Source organism: Peribacillus sp. YIM B13482 (genome assembly GCF_042787975.1).
Taxonomy (GTDB): Bacteria; Bacillota; Bacilli; order Bacillales; family DSM-1321; genus Peribacillus; species Peribacillus simplex_A.
On record NZ_JBHZPF010000013.1, the window covers coordinates 50,830 to 71,779 of the forward strand.

At 39.6% G+C, this 20,950-nt stretch carries 22 protein-coding genes; 16 read left to right on the forward strand and 6 right to left on the reverse strand.

Going from position 1 to position 20,950, the window contains the following annotated elements:
- Positions 1–417 precede the first annotated feature (417 nt).
- Entirely contained in the window at positions 418–3,855 is a 3,438-nt protein-coding gene (gene pyc, locus ACFX4L_RS09120) for a pyruvate carboxylase (protein WP_377382670.1), read from the forward strand.
- Between the two features lie 183 nt (positions 3,856–4,038).
- Here pyc and ACFX4L_RS09125 read toward each other — a convergent pair whose 3' ends face one another.
- Positions 4,039–5,025, reverse strand: coding sequence for a COX15/CtaA family protein (locus ACFX4L_RS09125; RefSeq protein WP_377404836.1), 987 nt, complete (start codon positions 5,023–5,025; stop codon positions 4,039–4,041).
- A 605-nt stretch (positions 5,026–5,630) separates the two neighbouring features.
- Here ACFX4L_RS09125 and cyoE point away from each other — a divergent pair.
- The 7 genes from cyoE to ACFX4L_RS09160 all read left to right on the forward strand — a co-directional run bounded on the left by cyoE (position 5,631) and on the right by ACFX4L_RS09160 (position 12,544).
- Complete coding sequence (gene cyoE, locus ACFX4L_RS09130) at positions 5,631–6,569, forward strand: heme o synthase (protein ID WP_125162526.1); 939 nt, start codon at positions 5,631–5,633, stop codon at positions 6,567–6,569.
- Positions 6,570–6,832: 263 nt separating this feature from the next.
- On the forward strand, positions 6,833–7,915 hold the full coding sequence (gene coxB, locus ACFX4L_RS09135; RefSeq protein WP_284471328.1) for a cytochrome c oxidase subunit II: 1,083 nt from the start codon (positions 6,833–6,835) through the stop codon (positions 7,913–7,915).
- Positions 7,916–7,939: 24 nt separating this feature from the next.
- On the forward strand, positions 7,940–9,811 hold the full coding sequence (ctaD, locus tag ACFX4L_RS09140) for a cytochrome c oxidase subunit I (protein WP_284471327.1): 1,872 nt from the start codon (positions 7,940–7,942) through the stop codon (positions 9,809–9,811).
- The gene (locus tag ACFX4L_RS09145; protein ID WP_061462295.1) at positions 9,811–10,440 is read left to right on the forward strand and encodes a cytochrome (ubi)quinol oxidase subunit III; all 630 of its coding nucleotides are present in this window, start codon (positions 9,811–9,813) and stop codon (positions 10,438–10,440) included. The genes ctaD and ACFX4L_RS09145 overlap by 1 nt, the downstream gene beginning before the upstream one ends.
- Positions 10,441–10,443: 3 nt before the next feature.
- Complete coding sequence (gene ctaF / locus ACFX4L_RS09150; RefSeq protein WP_061462296.1) at positions 10,444–10,779, forward strand: cytochrome c oxidase subunit IVB; 336 nt, start codon at positions 10,444–10,446, stop codon at positions 10,777–10,779.
- 149 nt (positions 10,780–10,928) lie between these two features.
- Positions 10,929–11,831, forward strand: a complete 903-nt coding sequence (gene ctaG / locus ACFX4L_RS09155) for a cytochrome c oxidase assembly factor CtaG (protein WP_284471326.1) — start codon at positions 10,929–10,931, stop codon at positions 11,829–11,831.
- Between the two features lie 251 nt (positions 11,832–12,082).
- A complete protein-coding gene (locus ACFX4L_RS09160) occupies positions 12,083–12,544 on the forward strand; it encodes a DUF420 domain-containing protein (RefSeq protein ID WP_061462298.1) in 462 nt (153 codons plus the stop codon).
- Between the two features lie 109 nt (positions 12,545–12,653).
- Here the strand turns inward: ACFX4L_RS09160 and ACFX4L_RS09165 are convergent, their stop codons facing one another.
- Positions 12,654–13,016 carry a YugN family protein gene (locus tag ACFX4L_RS09165; RefSeq protein WP_061462299.1) on the reverse strand — a complete coding sequence of 121 codons (363 nt, stop codon included), beginning with the start codon at positions 13,014–13,016 and terminating at the stop codon, positions 12,654–12,656.
- A gap of 345 nt (positions 13,017–13,361) precedes the next feature.
- Here ACFX4L_RS09165 and ACFX4L_RS09170 point away from each other — a divergent pair, with 345 nt between their 5' ends.
- Positions 13,362–14,396 (forward strand): CAP domain-containing protein, encoded by a 1,035-nt coding sequence (locus ACFX4L_RS09170; RefSeq protein ID WP_284471325.1) that lies wholly within the window; start codon positions 13,362–13,364, stop codon positions 14,394–14,396.
- Between the two features lie 380 nt (positions 14,397–14,776).
- Here ACFX4L_RS09170 and ACFX4L_RS09175 read toward each other — a convergent pair whose 3' ends face one another.
- Entirely contained in the window at positions 14,777–14,899 is a 123-nt protein-coding gene (locus tag ACFX4L_RS09175; RefSeq protein WP_377382673.1) for a hypothetical protein, read from the reverse strand.
- A gap of 120 nt (positions 14,900–15,019) precedes the next feature.
- On the opposite strand from ACFX4L_RS09175, the gene ACFX4L_RS09180 reads away from it, so the two are divergent.
- From ACFX4L_RS09180 to ACFX4L_RS09195, 4 genes are read left to right on the forward strand one after another with little or no spacing between them, the layout of a single operon-like run.
- Positions 15,020–15,451, forward strand: a complete 432-nt coding sequence (locus ACFX4L_RS09180) for a YlbD family protein (protein ID WP_061462300.1) — start codon at positions 15,020–15,022, stop codon at positions 15,449–15,451.
- 12 nt (positions 15,452–15,463) lie between these two features.
- Positions 15,464–15,706, forward strand: coding sequence for a YlbE-like family protein (locus ACFX4L_RS09185; protein ID WP_061462301.1), 243 nt, complete (start codon positions 15,464–15,466; stop codon positions 15,704–15,706).
- 60 nt (positions 15,707–15,766) lie between these two features.
- Positions 15,767–16,192, forward strand: coding sequence for a hypothetical protein (locus ACFX4L_RS09190; RefSeq protein ID WP_125162518.1), 426 nt, complete (start codon positions 15,767–15,769; stop codon positions 16,190–16,192).
- A gap of 60 nt (positions 16,193–16,252) precedes the next feature.
- Positions 16,253–16,702, forward strand: a complete 450-nt coding sequence (locus ACFX4L_RS09195) for a YlbF/YmcA family competence regulator (RefSeq protein WP_061462303.1) — start codon at positions 16,253–16,255, stop codon at positions 16,700–16,702.
- A gap of 243 nt (positions 16,703–16,945) precedes the next feature.
- Here the strand turns inward: ACFX4L_RS09195 and ACFX4L_RS09200 are convergent, their stop codons facing one another.
- Positions 16,946–17,269 (reverse strand): hypothetical protein, encoded by a 324-nt coding sequence (locus ACFX4L_RS09200; protein WP_377382676.1) that lies wholly within the window; start codon positions 17,267–17,269, stop codon positions 16,946–16,948.
- Between the two features lie 137 nt (positions 17,270–17,406).
- Here ACFX4L_RS09200 and ACFX4L_RS09205 point away from each other — a divergent pair, with 137 nt between their 5' ends.
- Positions 17,407–17,682 (forward strand): YlbG family protein, encoded by a 276-nt coding sequence (locus tag ACFX4L_RS09205; protein WP_048684554.1) that lies wholly within the window; start codon positions 17,407–17,409, stop codon positions 17,680–17,682.
- Between the two features lie 53 nt (positions 17,683–17,735).
- Here ACFX4L_RS09205 and ACFX4L_RS09210 read toward each other — a convergent pair whose 3' ends face one another.
- The gene (locus ACFX4L_RS09210; protein WP_089362400.1) at positions 17,736–18,125 is read right to left on the reverse strand and encodes a DUF7147 family protein; all 390 of its coding nucleotides are present in this window, start codon (positions 18,123–18,125) and stop codon (positions 17,736–17,738) included.
- 470 nt (positions 18,126–18,595) lie between these two features.
- Between ACFX4L_RS09210 and rsmD the strand changes: the two genes are divergently transcribed.
- The gene (rsmD, locus tag ACFX4L_RS09215; RefSeq protein ID WP_061462306.1) at positions 18,596–19,171 is read left to right on the forward strand and encodes a 16S rRNA (guanine(966)-N(2))-methyltransferase RsmD; all 576 of its coding nucleotides are present in this window, start codon (positions 18,596–18,598) and stop codon (positions 19,169–19,171) included.
- Positions 19,172–19,663: a pantetheine-phosphate adenylyltransferase gene (gene coaD, locus ACFX4L_RS09220; RefSeq protein ID WP_061462307.1), complete on the forward strand. Its 492-nt coding sequence runs from the start codon at positions 19,172–19,174 to the stop codon at positions 19,661–19,663.
- A 41-nt stretch (positions 19,664–19,704) separates the two neighbouring features.
- Here coaD and ylbJ read toward each other — a convergent pair whose 3' ends face one another.
- Positions 19,705–20,922 carry a sporulation integral membrane protein YlbJ gene (ylbJ, locus tag ACFX4L_RS09225; RefSeq protein ID WP_377382678.1) on the reverse strand — a complete coding sequence of 406 codons (1,218 nt, stop codon included), beginning with the start codon at positions 20,920–20,922 and terminating at the stop codon, positions 19,705–19,707.
- Positions 20,923–20,950 lie beyond the last annotated feature (28 nt).

A 20,950-nucleotide genomic window follows, 5' to 3' on the forward strand; every position in this document is an offset into this window, starting at 1 on the left:
CATTTAAACCTGGTGGTGGCATTGTTGAATTAACAATCGATCCGTTAGGCGGAAGAACAGCGAATTCCTTGTGTTTACCTACGAATGTTCGTAATTTTTCATTTTTTTATTGTATTCAGTTTATTTTAGTATTATGGTTATATTAATTGTATTTTAAATCCAACTGATTACCTTTTGATAATATATTATAATAACTAAATTTTCTTTTGCTAATTTGGTAAGGTTCCTATTTTGTATTTATGGATGAAAAAACGAAAATATTAATATATATCGAACTAATTACATTAGCAAGAAAAAGAGCCTTATCAGATCGGTCTCCCTTTTGGGGAAATAAACTTATGAATAAAAAGTGGTGAATCTATCACGCTTTTTTTTCTATATATTCAATAAAAATACATATTGATTAGGGTGGTAGCAATGGGGAAACGTATAGAAAAAGTACTTGCGGCAAATCGTGGAGAAATAGCGATACGAATTTTTCGGGCATGTACGGAATTAGACATTCATACAGTTGCAATCTATTCGAAGGAAGATTATGGTTCTTATCACCGATATAAAGCGGATGAGGCATATTTGGTTGGGGAAGGCAAAAAGCCGATTGATGCATACCTGGATATTGAAGGCATAATCGCGATTGCCAAAATGAGCGGAGTTGATGCGATTCATCCCGGTTATGGTTTCCTTTCAGAAAATATTGACTTTGCGAAACGTTGTGAGGAAGAAGGAATCATCTTCATCGGACCAGAATCAAGACACCTAGATATGTTTGGTGACAAAGTGAAAGCTAGAACACAAGCTGAACTAGCTGATATTCCGGTCATCCCTGGTAGCGAGGGACCGGTGACCAATGTTGAAGAAGTAAAGGAATTTGGAAAACAATACGGTTTTCCAATTATTATAAAAGCATCTTTGGGCGGCGGCGGACGTGGAATGCGGATTGTCGAAAAAATCGAAGAAGTTGAAGAGGCATATGATCGCGCAAAATCAGAAGCTAAAGCAGCCTTTGGTAACGATGAAGTCTATGTAGAGAGATTCATACAGAATCCAAAGCATATCGAAGTTCAGATTTTGGCTGATACTCATGGGAATATCGTCCATCTGTATGAACGTGACTGTTCCGTTCAAAGAAGGCATCAAAAAGTTGTGGAAGTGGCACCTTCCGTATCCCTTTCCGAGGATTTAAGGGAAAGGATTTGTGAGGCAGCGGTCAAGTTGGCGAAGAATATTGATTATGTAAATGCTGGTACGGTCGAGTTCCTTGTGGCAAATGGCGAATTTTACTTTATTGAAGTCAATCCACGGGTGCAGGTTGAACATACCATTACTGAAATGATTACGGGCATTGATATCGTTCAATCTCAAATCATGGTAGCCGAAGGGCATGAGCTCCATGGCAAAAAGATCGGGATCCCCGAACAAGCAGGGATTAAAACGCATGGATACGCAATTCAATCACGGGTGACCACTGAGGACCCGTTGAATAATTTCATGCCTGATACCGGGAAAATGATGGTATATCGTTCCGGTGGAGGATTTGGTGTCCGTCTGGACGCTGGGAATGGATTCCAAGGTGCAGTCATCACACCATATTATGATTCCCTTCTCGTTAAACTTTCTACTCATGCACTTTCATTTGAGCAGGCAGCTTCTAAAATGGTTCGTAACCTTAAGGAATTCAGGATTCGTGGAATTAAAACAAATATCCCCTTCCTTGAAAATGTTGTTAAACATGAAAAATTCATAAATGGGGAATACGATACATCATTCATCGATTCAACACCGGAATTATTTAGCTTCCCAATCAGAAAAGACCGTGGGACCAAAATGCTTTCATATATCGGAAATGTAACTGTGAATGGTTTCCCAGGCGTCGAGAAAAAGAAAAAACCTGTTTTCGATCCAGCTCCAATTCCGAATGTTGGTGGCCTGCCGCTTATCTCGGGTACAAAAAATATACTTGAACAGCAAGGTGCAGAGGGACTGATCAATTGGATTAAAGAACAGAAAGAGGTATTGATCACAGATACGACTTTCCGTGATGCACATCAATCTTTACTGGCGACGAGAATTAGATCGAAGGATATCCTTGATATCGCTGAGCCTACAGCAAAACTCCTTCCTGATTTATTTTCAATGGAAATGTGGGGCGGGGCAACTTTTGATGTCGCTTATCGATTCTTGAAAGAAGATCCATGGGACAGGCTGTTAAGTTTCAGGAAAAAAGCACCGAATGTCCTTTTACAAATGCTTTTAAGGGCTTCAAATGCAGTTGGTTATAAAAATTACCCTGATAATGTCATTCGTGAATTCGTCGAGAAATCAGCGGATGCTGGCATTGATGTTTTCCGGATTTTCGATAGTTTAAACTGGGTTAAAGGGATGGAAGTGGCTATTGATGCAGTCCGTCAATCCGGCAAAATTGCGGAAGCGGCCATTTGTTATACCGGGGATTTGAATGATCCATCACGCAGTAAATATAATATCGGATACTATAAAAATATGGCGGTGGAATTAGAAAATGCCGGTGCCCATATTTTAGCGATCAAGGATATGGCTGGCCTCTTGAAACCGGATGCTGCTTACCGACTTGTATCGGAACTGAAAGAAACTACATCCCTTCCGATCCATTTGCATACTCATGATACAAGCGGAAATGGAATTTTCATGTATTCAAAAGCGATTGAAGCTGGTGTGGATATCGTTGATACGGCGATTGGGTCTTTAGCTGGCCTTACTTCGCAGCCAAGTGTACAAACGCTTCATTATGCTCTGGAGGGGTCAAGCAGACAGCCTAAATTGGAAGTCGATTCACTAGAGCGGTTAGGCGAATACTGGGGAGAGGTAAGAAAATTCTACCATGACTTCGAAAGTGGCATGAATGCACCTCATACAGAAGTGTACAAACACGAGATGCCTGGCGGTCAATATAGTAATCTGCAGCAGCAAGCTAAAGCTGTGGGGCTGGGTGATCGCTGGAATGAAGTGAAAGAAATGTACCAGCGCGTCAATGCAATGTTCGGAGATATCGTAAAAGTAACGCCTTCATCCAAAGTTGTAGGAGACATGGCCCTATTCATGGTGCAAAATAACCTTTCTGAAGAAGATGTTCTGACAAAAGGCAAATCCATCGATTTCCCTGATTCAGTCATAGAGTTATTCGAAGGCTATCTGGGTCAGCCTGTTGGTGGATTCCCTGAAGAGCTTCAGGAGGTTATCCTGAAAGGGAAAAAACCTATAACAGTAAGACCGGGTGAATTATTGGAGGAAGTGGACTTTACTTCCCTTAAAGAAGAATTATTCAAGGAATTGGGACGGGCTGTCACTGATTTCGATGCGCTTGCATACGCCCTATATCCAAAAGTGTTCTTGGACTACAATAAAACAATTGAGCTGTTTGGAGATGTTTCCAACCTTGATACCGCGACTTTCTTATATGGTATGAGGCTAGGTGAAGAAATCGAAGTTGAAATTGAAAAGGGTAAAACGCTCATCGTTAAATTAGTTTCAATCGGTCAACCATTGGCTGATGGAACACGGGTCGTGTATTTTGAGTTGAATGGTCAATCACGTGAAGTGATCATCAAGGATGAAAACATTAAATCTTCCGTTATATCAAAAATGAAAGCTGACCCTAAAAATAAAGAACAAATCGGTGCGACAATGCCAGGTACGGTTATTCGTGTAGTAGTAGAGAAAGGCGATCAGGTCAAACAGGGTGATCACCTGATCATTACGGAAGCGATGAAAATGGAAACTACCGTACAAGCGCCATTCTCTGGGACCATTAAAGACATCTATGTAAAAGATGGAGAAGCGATCAGTACTGGTGATTTATTGATTGAAATAACTAAGTAATATCGTGACTGTGAGCTTGTAAATGATTTCGGGTATAAATGGTATGCTTGAGGTTTCAAGCTGCTCTGTACCCTCTTTTAGGCAATGTAGGGTCACTCGAGTCTCTCTTTAAGGTAAAACAAAAACCACCATAATGGTGGTTTTTGTTTTACCTTATTATCTTATTGATTGAACAATCAGACATTAACGGGCGGGTATCGTTGGCGTTATATCATGTTCACCCTGCCTTTTGACCGTGTGGGTGGGGCTCCCTTTTTGCTTGGATAGGGCATTTTTTTTGCTTCTTGAAGTCAGTAGCATCAAATAGCTCATTACACCAAAAAAGCAGGCAATGAATAAAGCGTGTGCCAATGCGATATATAAGTTCTGCCTTGAGAAAATTATAAAGGCCCCAGCGGTAACCTGTAAAAAAACGAGAATGAATGCAGCAATCCAACCGCCATACAACACTTTTTGATCCCTGTAATATTTTTTTGCAATATAAGCCACATAGGAAACCCAAATGAAAATAGCGCCAGCAATTGCACGGTGCCCCATCTGAATCCACTCATAAAGGTTGGAGGGGAGCGCGAGGCTGTCATTTACACATAAAGGCCAATCCTTACAGATTAGACTGGATTCCGTATGCCTTACAAGAGCACCCGTATATACGACTACCAGACAAAAAATCAATACGCCAATAATATGGAATTTCATTCGTTTATCAACTATAAGTTTTTCGGCTTCGAACTTCTTGTCGACTTCAAAAATCAATAGTGTCAGTAAAAAGACGGCAGCAAAGGAAATGAGTGATATGCCAAAATGAAGGGCAAGGACGAAATCAGATTGAGACCAAAGGACGGCAGCAGCTCCAATCAACCCTTGTAATAACAGAAAACCAAAAGAAAGGACGGATAAGAAACGTGCTTCACGGATATGGCCGATTTTTCGCCAGGACAAATACGATAAAATTAAAACCAAGAAACCCCCGGCACCTGATACGAGTCGATGTGAAAGCTCAATGACCAATTCTAACGTGATTTTGTCTGGGATCAATTGGCCATTGCATAATGGCCAGGACCTGCCGCATCCCATGCCGGAATCCGTCTTCGTGACTAAAGCTCCACCCAGTAAGATGAAAAGCATTACAATCGTAGTTAAAACAGCAAACCATTTAAGAGACGATTTCACTAGTAGTCCCACCTTTTTCTCTGTAGCCAAATTAGGTTGTTCAATAAAATTAATAATAGCATAAGATTTTTCATAATATTTGTCGAACTTCCTCGATATTACACAATTTAGAATGATTTTACAAGTTCAGTTAATAACATTGCTATTAATTAAAATGCCGGAAATAGTTGAAAGTTACAAAAGACTTTGATAGAAATAAAGGGAGTGTAAACCTTCAAGTAGGACCAAAATAGGGACAGAGCCTAGGGGATGATGATAACAGCATACTATTCATGTTCTTGATGAACATCTAACAAGTGAATTGAAAGTATTGAGACACAAATTGGTCAAAAAATAACCGAAAAATTTTCACAAAACCTTCCAAAAATGTGTTTTAATATATTGAAGAAATGATTTTACTAAATTTTACTGTTTTTAAGCATGATATTAAGAATGATAGCTCTCGATGGATTCCATTTACAACGGCCATTGGTAAATAATTTACTTTTTGTGTGCGCTTCCTTGGTTACAAATATCAAAAAGTATGAAATAATGTTCTATAGCATATGTAAGTAAGTATTTTTTGCATTTGCGTCTGTGCTGAATGATTTAAAGGAGGAAAACAAATGTCAGAAACAAGGGGTTTGTCAGATGCTGTCATGAAGGACAGTAAAGCCGCCCTTCAATCGGATATACCGGAAACAACAGCTTGGAAGGATTTTCTCGCACTTATAAAAGTGGGGATTGTCAATTCAAATATAATTACAGCTTTTACCGGCGTATGGTTAGCCCTTCATTTTTCGGGGCTTAGCTTCTTAAGTAATCTTGATGTAGTGTTTTATACACTTGCAGGTTCGGCGCTCATAATGGCAGGTTCCTGCAGTTTCAATAATTATTATGACCGTGATATCGATCATTTAATGGAAAGAACGAAAAACCGGCCAACGGTAACTGGTAAAGTACAGCCTTCAAAGGTATTGGCGTTAAGCTTTGGCTTAATTGCTGCAGGACTGGTATTGCTTGCTTTGACTAATATGACAACTGCTATACTTGGTGCATTCGGCGTCTTCGCCTATGTTGTCTTATATACCATGGTTTTTAAACGGAGATTTGTCTCGAATACGATAATAGGCAGTATATCAGGAGCGGTACCTCCACTTATCGGGTGGGCTGCCGTCGACCCGAGCCTTGATACGATCGCTTGGGTCCTGTTCGCGATCATGTTCTTGTGGCAGCCTCCTCATTTTTATGCACTTGCAATGAGGCGTGTCGAAGAATATCGTGCAGCGGGGGTACCAATGCTTCCGGTTGTAAAAGGGTTCAAGGCCGCAAAAAGATCAATCATGTTATGGATCGTCTGTTTAATGTTCGTTCCATTCTTTTTAACTCCATTAGGAACTCCACTGGTTATTCTTGCTGCATTATTGAGCACAGGTTGGCTTATTTTGGGGATTAAGGGGTATAGGAAGAAAGATGATGTTAAATGGGCTACATCCATGTTTGTTTATTCTTTAAATTATATGACCATTTTATTTGTAGCCATGGTTATAGTCACACTCATCTAGTTTTTGTTAAATAAAAGTTGCTGCGCGGCCTGTTTTTTTACAGGCTGCAGCTTACTTATATATAATGCATTGACCGCCATTCATACATATTAACGGAGAACTTCAACAGGATCATTCATAAGGGTGGTTACATGAATCATCATAATAATTCCTTAAATTAGGGATTCTTTCTTTTTTAGAAATTGACATAGAGAGAATATTCGCAATTGCGCCCATTTTTATTTTTGTGAGAAAATTTTGACGAAAGAGGGGTTTCTGAAGCTATGAAAAAAAGGCTGCACAAATGGCGCCTAATTGCTTTGCTGGGAATTGTAGGACTTGTCCTTTCGGGCTGTGGCGAACCATTTCTATCCGCACTGAAGCCAGCAGGCAATGTTGCGCAATCTCAGTATGACTTACTGATATTGAGTACACTAATCATGGTTCTGGTAATTATTGTTGTGATTATTTTGTTCGTTGTAGTTTTACTGCGCTTCCGTCGGAAGAAAGGCGACGAAACAATACCTAAACAAATTGAAGGAAGTCATAAACTTGAAATTATCTGGACTGTTATTCCTATCCTTCTTTTAATTGTTCTGGCTGTTCCAACCGTCGTCACTACATTCGATCTAGCTGACACAAAGGCAATGGATAAGAAAGATAAGGATGGAAAAACGAAGGATGCCCTTGTCGTGAATGTTAGGGCAAATCTTTATTGGTGGGAGTTTGAATATCCTGACCTTGGCGTTGTCACAAGTCAGGATTTGGTTGTGCCTACCGATCAAAAAGTGTACTTCAATCTTACTGCTTCTGATGTTAAGCATTCATTCTGGATACCGGCTGCCGGAGGAAAGATGGATACAAATACAGATGGGGTCAATCAGTTTTTCTTAGAATTCGATAGTGAAAAAGCAGAAGATTCGAACAACTTATTTTACGGGAAATGTGCTGAACTTTGCGGTCCTTCCCATGCCTTGATGGATTTTAAGGTCGTACCGAAGTCTAAAAGCGACTTTATAGCTTGGACTAAAGATATGAAAGCCGCGAAAGAACCTGTCGTGGAAGGTGATCTAGCAAAACAGGGTGAAGATGTCTTTAATCAAAGTTGTATAGGTTGTCATGCGGTGACACCAAATGACAGCAGGCCTGAGGCTGCTCGTCAGGCACCGAATCTGGCTACATTCGGTGAACGTCAAAAAATAGCTGGCGTATTGGATCACACGGAAGAAAATGTGAAAAAATGGATCAAGGATCCTGAGAAGTATAAACCGGGTAACACAATGACCGGTACTTACGGCCAACTTTCAGATTCAGATATTAATGCACTGGCTGCCTATCTTTTAGAGCTTAAGGTGGAAGAAAAATAGAACATTGATTAAGGAGGTTAAATCGTGAGTACGTACGCTAATAAAAAAGGATTTGGCGCTACGATTTGGGATTATCTGACGACGGTAGACCATAAGAAAATCGCCATTTTATATCTTATCTCTGGCGGGTTATTCTTTGTAATCGGCGGTTTGGAAGCGATGTTTATCCGTATCCAGCTTGCAATCCCAAATAATGACTTCGTAAGTGCCGGATTTTATAATGAAATTTTGACCATGCACGGTACGACAATGATATTTCTGGCGGCCATGCCATTAGTATTTGCTGTTATGAATGCGGTTGTACCATTACAGATAGGGGCACGTGATGTTGCGTTCCCATATTTGAACTCATTAGGTTTTTGGTTATTTTTCTTTGGGGGAATCTTTTTAAATCTTTCATGGTTTTTAGGGGGCGCTCCTGATGCAGGCTGGACATCGTATGCATCACTTTCCCTGCATTCCGAAGGCCATGGCATTGACTTTTATGTCCTCGGACTACAAATATCGGGTTTTGGAACACTAATTGCAGGGATCAATTTCCTTGTAACCATTATTAATATGCGTGCGCCTGGTATGACATATATGCGTATGCCGCTGTTTACATGGTCAACTTTCGTTGTTTCTGCATTGATATTATTCGCTTTTCCTCCGCTTACCGTGGGATTGGTGTTAATGATGTTCGATCGGATGTTTGGCGCGAATTTCTTTGATGTAGCAGCAGGAGGAAATACGATTATTTGGGAGCATTTATTCTGGATATTCGGTCACCCGGAAGTATATATTCTTATTCTTCCAGCGTTCGGTATTTTTTCAGAAATTTTTGCTACATTCTCCAGAAAAAGATTATTTGGTTATTCATCGATGGTTTTTGCAACCGTATTAATCGGTTTCTTAGGTTTCATGGTTTGGGCCCATCATATGTTTACCACAGGTCTAGGTCCTATTGCCAATGCAATCTTTGCCGTAGCGACTATGGCTATCGCTGTACCAACTGGTATTAAGATATTCAACTGGATCTTTACGATGTGGGGAGGAAGCGTTAAGTTCACGGTCCCGATGCTTTATGCAGTTGCCTTTATTCCTACTTTTACAATGGGTGGCGTGACAGGTATCATGCTTGCATCAGCACCTGCTGATTATCAATACCATGATAGTTATTTCGTTGTTGCCCATTTCCACTATGTAATCGTCGGTGGGGTTGTATTAGGTTTACTGGCTGGAATCAATTTCTATTGGCCGAAAATGTTTGGAACTATGTTAAGCGAAAAATTGGGAAAAATCACATTTTGGACGTTTTTGATTGGTTTCCATTTAACATTCTTCATCCAACATTTCTTAGGTCTGATGGGGATGCCTCGTCGCGTATTTACATTCTTGGACAATCAAGGTCTCAATACAGGTAATATGATTAGTACTGTTGGAGCCTTTTTGATGGCATTTGGTGTCTTGGTTATGGTCATAAATATAATCATTACATCTGTGAAAAATGAAAAAGTCGGAAATGATCCATGGGGAGATGGCCGTACGCTTGAATGGGCCATTCCATCACCACCGCCTTTTTATAATTTTAAACAATTGCCGCTAGTCCGCGGATTAGATCCTTATTGGGTTGAAAAAATGGAAGGTAAAAAGGAAATGACTCCTGCAGAACCACTTGGGGATATCCATATGCCAAATTCATCCATTCTTCCTCTGACGACTGCTTCCGGTTTATTTATAGCCGCATTCGGTGCTTTATACCATATGGATGATAAGTCGTGGACACTGCCTATTATCATTGTTGGACTTTTGGTGACATTTGGTTCAATGTTTATCCGTTCCGTTAAAGACGATCATGGATACCATATTCATAAAGAAGAGCTTATGGACGATAAAGACAAGGGAGGTAAGGCATAATGCAAGCAGATGAAAGATTCACGGATGCTACTTGGCCTGCTTCTCCCGAGAAAGCGACTTTAGAAGGTAAAAATAAGTATTTGGGATTCTGGTTGTTTCTTGGTGGAGAGACGGTATTATTCGCCTCACTATTTGCAACTTACCTTGCATTGAAGGATAAAGTTCCAAATGGTGACGCAGCCCTAGCGAAAGACTTATTCGAGCTACCGCTTACTTTTGTTGCAACCATGCTATTATTGATCAGTTCATTGACTAGTGTGTATGCGATGTATCATATGAAAAATAACCACTTTAAACAAATGCAGGCATGGCTTGTTATTACGGTTGCCCTTGGTTTTGGTTTCTTAGTCCTCGAGATTTATGAATTTAATCACTATGTTCATGAATTCCATCATACATTTACGAGTAGTGCCTTCGGCTCTGCGTTTTATACTTTAGTTGGTTTTCACGGAGGACACGTTGCTTTCGGTTTGCTTTGGATCATAACTCTAATGGTACGTAATGCAGGAAGGGGTTTGAATTTATATAACGCTCCTAAATTTTTTGTTGCGAGTCTTTATTGGCATTTCATTGACGTAGTCTGGGTGTTTATCTTTACAGTCGTATACTTAATGGGAATGGTGGGATAACTGATGGCGAATGAACAATCAAATTCAGCGAACCCGAATGTCGATTTAAAATATCGCCGTAAGAAAAATGCTGAAGAGATGAAACATCAAGTGATAACATTTATACTAATGATTTTCTTTACATTACTTGCTTTTGCTGCAGTAGGAATCGAAGGGTTTTCACATTGGTTCATTAAACCAGTCATTTTGTTACTGGCAGTCATACAAGTGGTTTTCCAATTGTATTATTTTATGCACATGAAGCACAAAGGGCATGGTACCATTGCATTGTTTTTATTTTCTGGCCTTGCAGTCGGCTTAATAACTGTCCTTGTTTTCACAACGATCGTTTGGTTATAAACCATAAGAAAATCGGCTATTGAATGATAGCCGGTTTTCTTTATGTGTTGATTTACTAGAAAAAGAATCCAAGTTTATCTATATTTGTTATCATGTATCATTTTAGTTATAATGAAAGTAAGAAAATTGTTTTGAACGAGGTGATTTTTTTGTCTATTGATATTTTCGGATTTCGCGCTTTGTGGAGTCCTTATTATTTTGCCGCCCTCGTACTTATAACCCTTGGCTATTTTTTGTTTGTGACAAAAAAAGGGAAGGCGTTTTCAGGCAGTTCACCGCTTTCCGTTAAACAGACAACTTATTTTTTAACAGCCATGTTCCTGCTTTATGTGGTAAAGGGTTCGCCACTGGATTTATTGAGTCACATTATGTTCAGTGCCCACATGTTTCAAATGGCATTGCTCTATCTTGTGATTCCGCCTTTATTTATCATTGCGATTCCGGATTGGCTATTGAGAACTTTCATAAATTCAAGGGGAGTGAAGGCGTTATTTCAATTTTTCACGAGACCGCTTGTCGCCCTTTTACTATTTAATGTTCTTTTCTCGTTGTACCATATCCCGTTAGTGTTCGACTTTATCAAAACGGGGATGTGGATACATGCCGGATATACGGTGCTATTATTTACGACTGCAGTTTTGATGTGGTTCCCACTTGTCAATCAATTGCCAGAACACGAAAGTCTAACAGGTGTAAAAAAAGTAGCTTATATTTTCGGGAGTGGCATTTTAATGACCCCAGCTTGCGCTTTAATCATTTTTGCTAATGATCCGATGTATGATACGTTTACCAATGCGGAATCTTGGGCAAGTGCCATGGAACTTTGCGTTCCCGCTTCAGCACTGTCGAGTTTGACACTCAGCGGTCCAGAAATGTTCAATGGACTGCCATTGCTTGAGGATCAACAGCTTGGTGGGGTTCTTATGAAGGTGATCCAAGAAATCGTATTAGGCTATGTATTAGGTATCATTTTCTTTGCTTGGTTCAAAAAGGAGAATGGCGGACAAAATGAAATCGATCCGATACCTTCGGAATTTCAGCATGTGGAATAGGTGTACCATAAAAGACTTGTCTTGGGGGGGAGGCAAGTTTTTTATATGTTGTCATTGCCTGCTAGGTTTTACCGGTGACGATTGTAAATGGTTATCGAATTATCAATTTCTAAGCAAATAGCCAGTGTTTTGTCTTGGATATCACCATAAAAGTGAGCATTCTGTTAAAAATACTTGATTTTATTGAAATTTATGATTACCTTTTATAAAATGGTAGTTGATTAATAAATAAAGAGAGGACTACAATTCATATGTCTTTACCAATCCTTCCAACTATAAGTACAGCCTTCATTGTATTAAGTGCCATCACTGTTGCAATAGGCTGGTATCAAATTAAACAACGCAAAATCGAGACTCATAAAAAAACCATGATGGTAGCTGCGGTTTTTGCGGTAATCTTTTTCACTATATATCTTACTCGTACGGTCTTTATTGGCAGTACGTCATTTGGTGGACCGGATGACATTAAAATTTATTATACGATTTTTTTAATCTTCCATATAACACTTGCTACAACTGGAGCTGTTTTGGGGATCATCATGCTTACCACTGGGTTTAAAGGTAAATTCGCCATTCATAAAAAAATCGGACCTACGACAAGCATCATTTGGTTTTTCACTGGGATTACTGGAGTAGCCGTTTACATCCTGCTTTATGTCATTTATCATGGCGGCGAAACAACATCTTTAATAAAGGCGATCCTAGGATTTTAAAATGATGAAGAAGCCTGATGCAAAAAAAAGCATCAGGCTTTTGTAATGGAAAAAAAGAGAGCATCACTCATGATCCGCTCCCTTGTACCGCACTTTTTACTAACGGCTTTTACAGGCCGGTGAATTGTGTAAGTTCTTCTTTGATCTGAGCGAGGATTTTTTCACTTTGTTTAACTAATGATGCAGGGAAGTCCTCCCCTTCGCCATATTCAACCCCGTGTGGATAATAATGTTTTCCTAATAGAGGAACCATTAGTTTGATGACGGCTCTGTGAGCGCCTACATCGCCCTCTGTAGCATAGCCAAGTATTCGCAGGTAAAACGTTCCTTCTTTTAATTCGAACTTACGATCGTAACTGACTCTTTCGTAATCCCATTGTTCGGCACGTATTAAACCATATTGCGGCATTAGGTCATCTAATCGGTTTAAGTCGGCTGTGATGTTTTCGATTCCAAAGCTTTCAAATTTCACGAGTAGTACCTCCTATGTTTCTATTGGGAATTAAAATGACATACCGGAAAAAATATTATGTACATGAATATATTAAAAATCTCCAAGTATGTTTATAATATACCATTTTATCCTATATTTTATAATAGTACGAAATGGTGGAAGTTGCAATGAACTCAACCACGGTATTTTAATGATTCACAAAAGTTCCACTTTAAAATAAATTTAATGAAGGGGCAGTCTATCGTAAATTAGAAAATTATGATTGAACAGTGATATAATCAGGACAGAATGGTTTTTGCATTGGATACATAAATTAGATTAGAGAGAGGGAGTGTTCCTCTGCGCAGATTAGGAAAGGTTTTGGTGTTAATCGTTATTTTTTTCGTAATCGGTATTTATCTTAATATCGGCGATGAAAATGAAGGTAACCCTCTTATTGATGGTAACAAAGGCGTTAACCCCAATGGACATATAAATGAAAAAAGTACTTCTTCCGAAAAAGAAGGGGTGACTAAAGTGACAGAAGGTCTGGGAGTAACAATTGGGAAAAAGGCAAAAGAAATAGAAAAGGAATACGGTAAGCCGGATCGAATTGATATGTCCGCCTATGGATATGAATGGTGGGTTTATAAAAAGGACTATAACAATTATTTTCAACTGGCCGTAGAGAATGGAAAAGTGGTATCTGCTTATGGAATCGGTGATAAGGTTAATGTCGCTCCTTTTAAAATTGGACAATCGATTGATGCCATCTATTCCAGCTTATATGTAGAACCTACTGTTGATATTGAAGTTGGCGACAGTTCCTATCGTTTTGAATTGTCGGAGGAAGATATGAACATGAGGCCTTTGATTGATCTAGGGAACATTTATGTTCAGCTTTATTTGGATAAATTCACTGGGACTGTTTCAAGCGTCCGATTTTTGAATGATTCCGCCCTATTAAAACAAAAGCCGTATGAATTGACCTATCATGGTAAACTTGTGACCGTCAAGGAACTTTCTAAAGAAGACTTGGCGAAAGTGGAAGGTGGCAATGAGCAGCAAATTTTCGATATTACAAATATAATGCGCAGCAGGTTTAAACTTAATCCTTTAGAATGGGATGGTCCAACTGCTGAGGTTGCCTACCTTCATAGCCGGGAAATGACGGACGCTCCTGAAGGAACCCATGTTTCTGAAACAAAAGGGGATTTGGAAAAACGTCTCGATGCAGGTCATGTTAAATACAAGGCAGCAGGTGAAAATATTGCGGCTAATTATGTGGACGCGGCTGCAGTCATGGAGGGCTGGCTAAATAGTAAAGGGCATCGGGATGCGATGCTGAACGAGGAATTTACAGGTCTGGGTGTTGGGGTTTATAAAAGGTATTACACCCAGAATTTTATAAAAAAATAAAAAAACGGATCCGTTTGGGGTCCGTTTTCTTGTTCTAAAAAATTTCCTGTCTATACAGCATAAAGTTCCCCGTCATCATGGTTGACCTTCCCCTCGATGATGATCGTTTTACTACCTCTATTATTAATTTACTCGTACACTTTAATCGATCACCATTGGAGGGTTTCACATATCGAACTTGGAAATCCGTAGTAACGGAACCCTTGTGGACATGTTGAGTTTGCAAGGCACCCATCCCCGAATCTATCAAGGTAGCAATCATGCCCCATATGTAATTTTCAATACAATATGTACAAGAGGGGTTTTTTAGGCATGATCATTGTAAGTGTCTTCCCCTGTTTGCAATTTTTAATTGCAGTAGGTTAGAAATACAAGAATATTTACTTTGGGTCTCTTTTGGCTTTTAGATCTGAGTCAATTCCAGATAAAACCGATAACTCCGTTTCATCTACAGACTGAACCGGGTTCTGGGAATCCTTGTTTAATTCACTTGTATTCGGCATGAAAATACATCCTTTTTTACTATATGAAATCCAATTGCATTTGAAGCGGAATTTGATGCACATTTTATTTGCTTATAGCATATGGTGCAATAGGCGATGTCTAAGTGTGAGGTGAGAGTAATGGCAAAAAGAAAGCGCCCCTCCGTCGATCGATTTCGGGAGTTTGTCAAGGAGCATCCTTTTTTAGTGAATGAAGTGAGAAACAAGCAAGCAACATGGCAGGAACTTTTTGAAGAATGGTATTTACTCGGAGAAGATCATCCACGCTGGCAGGCTGATGTAAGCGTGGATAAGTCCAAAGTGAATTCAGAAGCCCCATCACCGCCGGTAGAAAAGGGAGACCAAAGTACTGAGTTGATCGGTTCGTTAATGAGTGCAGTTAAAAATATGGATATGGGCCAGATTCAACAATATATTACAAATGCCAATCAGGCCATTGGTGCAATCCAAGGAGTGCTATCTGCTTTCCAAGGGAATAAATCAGAAGATACCAGTCCCCCTAAAAAAGAAAGAGAGCAGAGAGCTAACCCTTTTTTATTCACTAAAGATTAAGGAGGGTTTTTCATGCGTCAGAATATATATGAATTCATTCAAACGAATGATGATATGCGAAATTACTTGAGGATTCAACCTGCCTGGTACAAAAGGTTAATGCGTAATCCTCATGAAGTGGATGTATTTGAAACTGAAGCGAAATATTTTTTTGAGAAGTCTATTCCACATCGGGTTTCTAAATTTTCGGAAAGCGTCCAGGTTGCCTCCATGATGCTTCATATGTTTCAAGCGATGAATGCTCCAGGTGAATGAAGAAAAAAAGAGTAAATTACTCCTTTTGGCGAACAATAAAGGCAAAAGGGGGACGATGTTATGAGAAAGTTGATTGTGGTTCTAACAGTGTTGATGGCAGCATCGGGATGTGGAAAGAAAATACCGGAACCTGAAAATTCAGGAGTAGCCCTACAAGGTGAACCTTCCCTTAAAGCTGCCACCACTGTATCGAGCGTCCGAAACTCAGATGAGGATTTTCGGGTAAAAACTTTTGTGAAAGGCAACTCCGTCTATGTGGAGTGCTACTTGAAAAACTATGTGTTTTCTGAAACGAATTCTGAACAATTGGCAACTGTGTCTGTATTTATTGATAATCAAAAGAAAGTCGATATGAGAACGGCTGCATTTATCTTAAAGGATGTCCCGAATGGCATGCATAAAATTAAGCTGGAGATTTTGAATGCTTCAGGTGAAAAAACAGGGCTTCAAAAAGAGTTTGAAGTACATATCACTTCCTCGATTTAATCAAACCATTAGCATGTGAAAGAGAGAAATGGTAAAATGGTGATGGAGGTGAGCTTGTTAATGCTTGCTACTATGGAAATCATCGACATTTTACAACAGGCTGAAGGATTAGCTGAAATGATCCTTCATTCTGAAATAGGGGAAGAATATCTCCTTAGTTTATATAAATTACAGAGCGACAAAGAGGCACAGCGGAAAATTTCCAAGTTTACTTCACTAAAGGATCTATTTGAAGATGTTCAAAGGTTCGGTAAATATCATCCGGATTATAAGCGTATCAATTTAGAGACAAGGGAAGCTAAACGAGACATGGATATGCATCCTGCCGTTGCCGAGTTTAAGCGGGCGGAGACCGAATTGCAATCCGTTCTTGATGAAATAAGCGGAAGAATAGGACGAGCGGTTTCAGAACAGGTCAAAACCCCTGCGGGCAATCCATTTTTTGTATCATCAGGTGGATGTTCGACGGGAAGTTGCGGAACCGGCGGAAGTTGTGGATGCTCTGCTTAATGAAATAGCCAGATCATAACCATTGTTTGCCGGCTTTTATGGTTTATGGAAAGAACCTGCAGCCATCGAAATTCGATATTATTTCGGAGTTCGGTGGCTGTTTCATATACGGCACCTTCTACAGAAAGTGTTAGGAATGAAACGATGCATGTATAAAAAATTCCTTTTTTGAACCTTTCACCAGTTTTTAGCCTTTTTTTATATTATGGATAGGTTACAAGTGCGATTGAAGACTAAAAGGGGTTAACTGCGGTATAGGATACAGTCCGGACAAAGATTGCCGCAGCAAAACATCTTTTGCTGCGGCACATAAAAACGATGACGGAATACATATAAAGGTTCTTCCTGCCGTACGAAAATGGTTTCACAATGGAGCTGCTTGCCACGCATTGAAAGGCCTGCGGCTTTTTTTATTATGATAGAAAGCTTACTTATATCATTTTGTGCCGGATGAAAATCGATATATATAAATGGTATACCTGTAAATTTTTTTATCGAAACTTTGGTGATTTCATCATTATCTAATAGATGATCCATAAATTGTTGCCAAATTTGGTCTAAATCCATCGTTTTTTCGGCTCCCTTCACAGTATGTATATTCATAATAGTAAGAGAATTTCGTTTATAATCTTTTTTCTTGGTTGAAAGTAAAGATTCTGCTATGCTACACTTAGTTAAAACCTTTATAAAAGGGAGTTATTGATATGCTTGGAGCGAGACAGGGAATCATCGTCTATTTACATACATTAAAACAAGCCAAAATGCTTAGGAAATTTGGGAATATCCATTATGTTTCAAAAAAGTTGAAATACGTAGTCCTTTATACGAATATGGATGAAGTGGAACCACTGGTGGAAAAGCTGAATAATTATTCGTTCGTAAAAAAAGTGGACCTTTCTTACAAGCCTTTTTTGAAGGTGGAATTCGAAAACTCCAAACCGGATAAAGCGAAAGAATATGATTATAAAATGGGAATTTAAAAAAAGCTGACTCTTGCGGAGTCAGCCTTTTTCAATTAGTGCATCAATATCTCTCAACCTAATGGAGGCAGATATCTGTTCATTCGCAAAATTCCGATTAAGTGTTGGTAGTACAACTCGATTTCTGCAAAGAGCACCGAAGGTTTCATATCGATTTCAATTATGGATTTATCCAGTTCCTCCGCCAAGTTCTCAAAAAGCTCATAGCGTTTGTTTTTGGTGGCATGGGGGTTCGGTATACCTTCACGGCAAATGTAAAGCGGTTGGAATTTCCCTGGATCTGTAGGCTGCATGACGATAACCAATGACGTTACCTTTTTATCATTTATTGTAGTATGCAAAGCCAAAAGCCTTGCGACCCGATGTTTCTGGCTGCGTCCTACTTCCAGCAACTCATATATATCGGAATATCCTTGTCCAAGTTCAATAAAACGTTGAATCAATTAAACCTCTCCTAACTAACTTTTATACATTACTTTATCATTATCCCTCATAAAAGAGAAGGACAACTTCATTGACGAATCATGAAAAAGAAACTTAGGTATCATAGGTTTTATCAATAAAAAAAGCCCTGCAAAAATTTGCAGGGTCCTTCTATGTCTAAATAAGGACCAGAAGGCAAAGGGAGAGGAGAAACCGGAGGAAGAACTTATGGGGAAACGTAAGCCTTCTCCGCGGTTGGCAACAACACCTAAAAAGGAATGTTGTTATTCTTATTATTGCCAAAAACCACTTTATTATTCAAAATGTAAGTGATTTATCTAAAGAATGGATATCATCTATCCAAGGTACGAAATGATAAGTTGATTTTCATCTTGGAATTGAAGGAAATGGCTTTTATTATTGGCTAGCTTTTTCTAATATGTTAGGATAGGAAAGTAACAGAAATTTGTCAAAAAATGTGGTGAGAATGATGAGGGTCGTTTCCGGAATTTGCAAAGGAAGACCACTTAAGGCTGTACCGGGTACAGGAACCCGGCCGACTACTGATAAAGTTAAGGAATCCATTTTCAATATGATTGGGCCTTATTTCGAAGGAGGGCAAGTCCTGGACTTGTTTGCCGGGAGCGGTGGACTGGGAATTGAAGCGTTAAGCAGGGGCATGGATAAAGCCATATTTGTTGACCGGGATTTTAAAGCAAATCAAACGGTTAAGGCCAATTTGGAACTATGTAAGTTTTCAGACCGTGCTGAAGTTTATAAAAATGATTCAGAGCGTGCATTGAAAGCTTTGGTGAAAAGGGAAATGACTTTTGAATTAATTTTTCTTGATCCACCTTATAAGAAACAAAAGCTTGTGGAGATTCTTGAAGAAATACATAAATACCGATTGCTGAGCGATATGGGATATATTGTTTGTGAACATGGCCATGATGTTACATTGCCAGAAAGAGTTGGCGATTTTACCGTTAAGAGAAAAGAGGTTTATGGCGTCATTGCCGTTACGATTTATCAATGGGGAAACGTACACGAACAGGGGGAACTATGAATGTCCAAAATAGCGATTTGTCCGGGGAGTTTTGATCCAATAACATTTGGTCATCTTGATATCATTCAAAGGGGGGCGAATGTTTTTGATGAAGTATATGTGGTCATCGTGAACAATTCAGCGAAAAATTCACTGTTCACAGTGGAGGAGAGGCTGGAATTGATTACTGAAGCAACGGCCCATATGCCAAATGTTAAAGTGGATTTCTATCAAGGATTGACGGTCGACTATGCTGAAAGCGTTTCCGCGAATGCCATTATCAGGGGACTGAGGGCGACTTCCGACTTTGAATATGAAATGCAGGGAACTTCAATGAACCGTTTCCTTAACAGTAAAATAGAGTCATTCTTTATCATGACGAAAAATCAATATTCTTTCTTGAGTTCAAGTATCGTGAAAGAGGTTGCGAAATATGGCGGGGATATCTCTGAACTAGTGCCACCTGTTGTCCAGAAAGCTCTTTCCAAAAAGTACGAGGAACAGAAAGAATAGAAAAAAGAGCATTGCTAACCGCGCAATGCTCTTTTTTCGGTTTAAGAAAGGCCTTTGAACAGCCTTTTGGTAAATATGATGATGTATAGGATCAAAAACGCGAGGGTAAGAATAGGACCGAAATCAAGCATGTTCTGATAAAGGGAATGCGCATGTTCACCAGAACCACTGACTGGGAAGGCGTGTATCGGGTTGCCGCTGTACCTATTTTCATTATAGAATGGTTCCCAAAGCAAGACGGTGATTATGGATGCCAGAAGGCCATGTGCTATCCTAGCCAGAAAAAAGGGAGTGAAACGAATGTCTGTTGCTGCTATGATGCTGGCAACTTGCGCTTGAATGCTGAATCCGTTGAAAGCCAAGATGAAACTTGTCATCACAGTTTGCTGAAAGAGATTTGCATTTTCGACCGAACTGGTTAATTTTGAACCAAGAGTCATTTCAAACATGCCTGATATGAACGGTAGGCTTAAGGAATCCGGGAAATTAAAAATATGTAAAATCCCTGCGACCAACGATGCGAGCGATCCGGTAATGTTCATGTGAAATAAAAGTTTGTTGACCACCGAAAAGAGTATGATGAATCCTCCAATCATTAATAAGGTTTGAATGGATGAGATCACGGCATCTCCAAGTAAACTGCCAAATGGTCTTGTTTCTTTTATTCGGGTTCTGTGCATCTGGCTAAACGCTTGTCTAATGGAGGGGAGCTTGTTCATTACTTTTGTAGGGGATTTTTCTTCTTTCCAACGGTAAAAACGCATGATGATGCCTACACAAAAATTTCCTAGGTAGTGGGAAAGCGCAAGGATGATCCCTAAATGAGGATTGTGGAAAAACCCTACGGCGACGGCAACGAACAGGAACAATGGATTTGATGAATTAGTAAAACAAACAAGTCTTTCAGCTTCAATGCGGGTTAATTGCTCCTCCTGACGCAACCTTACAGTGAACTTCGCTCCAGCTGGAAACCCTGATGCAAGTCCCATCGCCCAAACAAACCCGCCCACTCCTGGTACACGGAACAATGGACGCATAAATGGTTCGAGAATGACGCCGATGAACCTGACAACCCCAAAACTGATTAATAACTCCGAGAAAATCAAGAAAGGTAGAAGAGAAGGGAAAACAATTTTCCACCACATATTCAGCCCGCTTTTGGAAGCTTCGAAAGATTCTTGGGGGAAGATGATCAAGCCAACTGCCATCATCGTGACGGAGGTAGCTAACAGTACTGTTTTAGATTTTGATTTTAGCAAAATTCAGCCTCCTCTTGAAGGTTACTAA

Excerpts from the sequence above, each read along its gene's own strand:
- pyc (WP_377382670.1), top strand. The coding sequence starts at position 418 with ATGGGGAAACGTATAGAAAAAGTACTTGCGGCAAATCGTGGAGAAATA.
- cyoE (WP_125162526.1), top strand. The coding sequence starts at position 5,631 with ATGTCAGAAACAAGGGGTTTGTCAGATGCTGTCATGAAGGACAGTAAA.
- coxB (WP_284471328.1), top strand. The coding sequence starts at position 6,833 with ATGAAAAAAAGGCTGCACAAATGGCGCCTAATTGCTTTGCTGGGAATT.
- ACFX4L_RS09145 (WP_061462295.1), top strand. The coding sequence starts at position 9,811 with ATGCAAGCAGATGAAAGATTCACGGATGCTACTTGGCCTGCTTCTCCC.
- ctaF (WP_061462296.1), top strand. The coding sequence starts at position 10,444 with ATGGCGAATGAACAATCAAATTCAGCGAACCCGAATGTCGATTTAAAA.
- ACFX4L_RS09160 (WP_061462298.1), top strand. The coding sequence starts at position 12,083 with ATGTCTTTACCAATCCTTCCAACTATAAGTACAGCCTTCATTGTATTA.
- ACFX4L_RS09175 (WP_377382673.1), bottom strand. The coding sequence starts at position 14,899 with ATGCCGAATACAAGTGAATTAAACAAGGATTCCCAGAACCCGGTTCAG.
- ACFX4L_RS09180 (WP_061462300.1), top strand. The coding sequence starts at position 15,020 with ATGGCAAAAAGAAAGCGCCCCTCCGTCGATCGATTTCGGGAGTTTGTC.
- ACFX4L_RS09185 (WP_061462301.1), top strand. The coding sequence starts at position 15,464 with ATGCGTCAGAATATATATGAATTCATTCAAACGAATGATGATATGCGA.
- ACFX4L_RS09190 (WP_125162518.1), top strand. The coding sequence starts at position 15,767 with ATGAGAAAGTTGATTGTGGTTCTAACAGTGTTGATGGCAGCATCGGGA.
- ACFX4L_RS09195 (WP_061462303.1), top strand. The coding sequence starts at position 16,253 with ATGCTTGCTACTATGGAAATCATCGACATTTTACAACAGGCTGAAGGA.
- ACFX4L_RS09200 (WP_377382676.1), bottom strand. The coding sequence starts at position 17,269 with ATGGATTTAGACCAAATTTGGCAACAATTTATGGATCATCTATTAGAT.
- ACFX4L_RS09205 (WP_048684554.1), top strand. The coding sequence starts at position 17,407 with ATGCTTGGAGCGAGACAGGGAATCATCGTCTATTTACATACATTAAAA.
- rsmD (WP_061462306.1), top strand. The coding sequence starts at position 18,596 with ATGAGGGTCGTTTCCGGAATTTGCAAAGGAAGACCACTTAAGGCTGTA.
- coaD (WP_061462307.1), top strand. The coding sequence starts at position 19,172 with ATGTCCAAAATAGCGATTTGTCCGGGGAGTTTTGATCCAATAACATTT.